The sequence below is a fragment of the Mesorhizobium shangrilense genome (assembly GCF_040537815.1).
GTDB classification, from domain to species: domain Bacteria; phylum Pseudomonadota; class Alphaproteobacteria; order Rhizobiales; family Rhizobiaceae; genus Mesorhizobium; species Mesorhizobium shangrilense.
The window spans coordinates 1-1,279 of record NZ_JBEWSZ010000043.1 but is presented as its reverse complement, the minus strand read 5'-3'; the positions used below and the strand labels follow the sequence as shown (position 1 = coordinate 1,279).

At 59.3% G+C, this 1,279-nt stretch carries 2 pseudogenes; one reads left to right on the top strand and one right to left on the bottom strand.

The window, feature by feature from the left end:
- Positions 1–93: 93 nt before the first annotated feature.
- Positions 94–793, bottom strand: a pseudogene (locus ABVQ20_RS40420) (IS630 family transposase); the annotation flags it as partial.
- Between the two features lie 113 nt (positions 794–906).
- On the opposite strand from ABVQ20_RS40420, the pseudogene ABVQ20_RS40415 reads away from it, so the two are divergent.
- Positions 907–1,159, top strand: a pseudogene (locus ABVQ20_RS40415) (IS110 family transposase); the annotation flags it as partial.
- Between the last annotated feature and the right edge of the window lie 120 nt (positions 1,160–1,279).

Sequence of the window (1,279 nt, the reverse complement as noted above, 5' to 3'; positions counted from 1 at the left end):
ATGTCGAACGCCGCATCGGAGGCCGGACACATGTCAGCACCCGACCACGCTCCTCATTCTTCATAAAAGATTCTTCTTGCGCTGACGGGGGCGTCCACACATGTCCATGACGACAATGTCGCCGGGTTTGAGGGTGGGAACGAGAACCTTGTCGACATAGAGCTGGAAACGCTCGCCGTTGATCGGTCCATCGATCAGCCATGGTGCCTCGACACGGTTGTGGCGCAGCGCCGCCAGGAAGGTCATGGTCTTCCAATGGCCGTGCGGCACCTTGGCTTTGATCCTTTCGCAACGCGGCGCCCATCCCCTGAGTGGCGCCATGTTGGTCTTGGTCCAGGTCTCGTCGATGAACACCAGGCGGCAAGGATCGATACGGTTCTGATACTTTGCCCACTGTGCCCGCCGGCGTGCCACATCGGGGCGATCCTGCTCGGCCGCGATCAGCGTCTTTTTTTGTGACTGAGCTTCTCGGCGTGGACGAACTCTCACACCGAGCGTAATCGACCTTCAGGCCGCGCTCGCCAAGTTCACCCACAAGACCACGCAGCGTGAAATCAGCGGCCCGGCAGCGCATCAGCAGCCACTCCCGATGCTCTCCGGCAATCTTCTTGGGCCTGTGCCCACCCATCTTGCCTGGCGCAAGACTGCTCGTCTCGCGCGAGCGATGCACCCATCTGATGACGGTGCTGATCCCAACCCCATAGCGCGCCGAGGCCTGACGGCGCGACAGGCCCTCCCGCTCAACCGACGCAACAACTCGCTCGCGAAGATCCATTGAATAAGGCTTGCCCATCCTTGCCGGTCTCCTTGTCCAGCCAGCAGGTTGATGATGTGGACGCCCCCGCACCGCCCAGCCGCGGCTATGATGCGGGCCGATCACTCGAAGCGATAAAAGGAGCATTCAGGATGAAGATCACGACCGTTGGATTGGATCTGGCCAAAAGCGTGTTCCAGGCTCATGGCATTGACGAGACAGGTGCCACGGCGTTGTTGAAGCGGCTTCACCGAAAGCAGATGATGCCCTTCTTCTCGAGGCTCCCAACCCTGCCTGATCGGAGTGGAAGCATGTGGAACGGCGCATTACTGGGCTCGCATCCTCGCCGCCATGGGACACGAAGTTCGCCTCATTCCACCGTCTTACGTGAAGGCCTATGTGAAGATATGCTCACCTGACCATAACTTCACTAATCGTCAGGTGACCATAATGCGGAGGAGCGCGTGAAATCCGCACGGTTCTGCCGTTCGTCGAGGGATTTGCTCCGCATTATTTTTCGGCGAA